Annotated in this window: 1 protein-coding gene; it reads left to right on the forward strand. The window is 56.6% G+C overall.

Features of this window, described 5'->3' with window-relative positions; translation table 11 throughout:
• Nucleotides 1–51 precede the first annotated feature (51 nt).
• Nucleotides 52–1,412 (forward strand): IS3 family transposase gene (locus ABS758_RS14895; RefSeq protein WP_350384131.1). Its coding sequence is split into 2 segments (ribosomal slippage): nucleotides 52–532 and nucleotides 532–1,412, totalling 1,362 coding nucleotides; the frame shifts between segments, so codons are not numbered across the junction.
• Nucleotides 1,413–1,451 lie beyond the last annotated feature (39 nt).

Genomic DNA, 1,451 nt, shown 5'->3' on the forward strand with positions numbered 1-1,451 from the left:
TGAACTGCACCCCAAAAGTTGGACACCAATCCAACCTTTGGGGTGTTTTTCATGGCGAGACATGATGCGAGCTTCAAGCTCGAAGTCGTACTGCAATACTTATCGGCGCCGATAGGGGCGCGGTCATTGGCGGCCCAATATGGCCTGGATCACGGTACGGTGCGCCGCTGGGTCGAGGGATACCGACGGCACGGTGAGGCTGGGTTGCGCAAGAAATTCAGCCACTACAGCGCTGAGTTCAAATTGTCCGTGTTGAGCCGGATGGAGCAAGACGCCCTGTCTTGCCGTGAAGCGGCAGCTCTGTTTGATATACGGGGAGGCCACCACGTTATCGTGACCTGGGAGCGGCAGTATCATGAGGGGGGTCTATCGGCACTGGAGCCGAAGCCCCGAGGACGCCCGAAGAAGATGCCCACCTCTAACTCACCCCACCCATTGCCGCCGCGATCAGAAGATACACGTACACTCGAGCAATTGCGCAGAGAAAATGAATATTTGCGCGCGGAGGTGGCGTATCTAAAAAAATTGAGGGCCTTGCTTCAGGCCAAAGAACAAGCCGCGCCGAAAAAGCGCGGGTAGTGCTTGAGCTGAGGCAAGGCCATAATCTGGCAGTACTGCTGAAGGTGGCGGGGCTGTCGCGCAGTACGTTCTACTATCAGGCGAAGGTGCAGCAGGCCGGTGATCGGCAAGCTGACCTGAAATCGCGTATCCGCGCCCTCTATGAACACCACAAGGGCCGCTACGGCTATCGACGCATCACGGCGGCATTGCGTCAGGCCGGTGAGGGGATCAACCACAAGACCGTGCAGCGCTTGATGCAGGCGCTGGGGCTGAAATCGCTGGTGCGACCGAAGAAATACCGTTCCTACCGAGGGCAGCAGGCCAACGTGCCAAATATCCTGGCCCGCCAGTTCCAAGCTGAAAGGCCGAACCAAAAGTGGGTGACGGATGTGACTGAATTCAACGTCCGGGGCGAGAAACTGTACCTCTCGCCAGTGATGGACCTCTACAACGGGGAAATCGTGTCATACGCAATGCAGAAACGGCCGCATTTCTCACTGGTGGGAAACATGCTCAAAAAAGCCTTGGCCAAGCTGGCCAGCAAGGACACACCGCTATTACACTCCGACCAGGGGTGGCAGTACCAGATGCCAGCCTATCGGCGCCAGCTCGCTGCGCAAGGCTTGACCCAAAGCATGTCGCGCAAGGGCAACTGTCTGGACAACGCTGCGATGGAGAGTTTCTTCGGGACGCTGAAATCCGAGTTCTTCTACCTGAGCTGCTTTGAGGACATCGAGCAGCTACAGGCAGGCATCCGACAATACATCCACTATTACAATCACGACCGTATCAAGACCAAACTGAAAGGCCTGAGCCCAGTGCAATACCGAACTCAGGCCTTCTCAACTTAGCCCAGCCTTTTAACTGTCCAACTTCTGGGGGTCAGTTCA

The organism is Castellaniella sp. FW104-7C03 (genome assembly GCF_040276085.1).
In the GTDB taxonomy this organism is placed as follows: Bacteria; Pseudomonadota; Gammaproteobacteria; order Burkholderiales; family Burkholderiaceae_B; genus Castellaniella.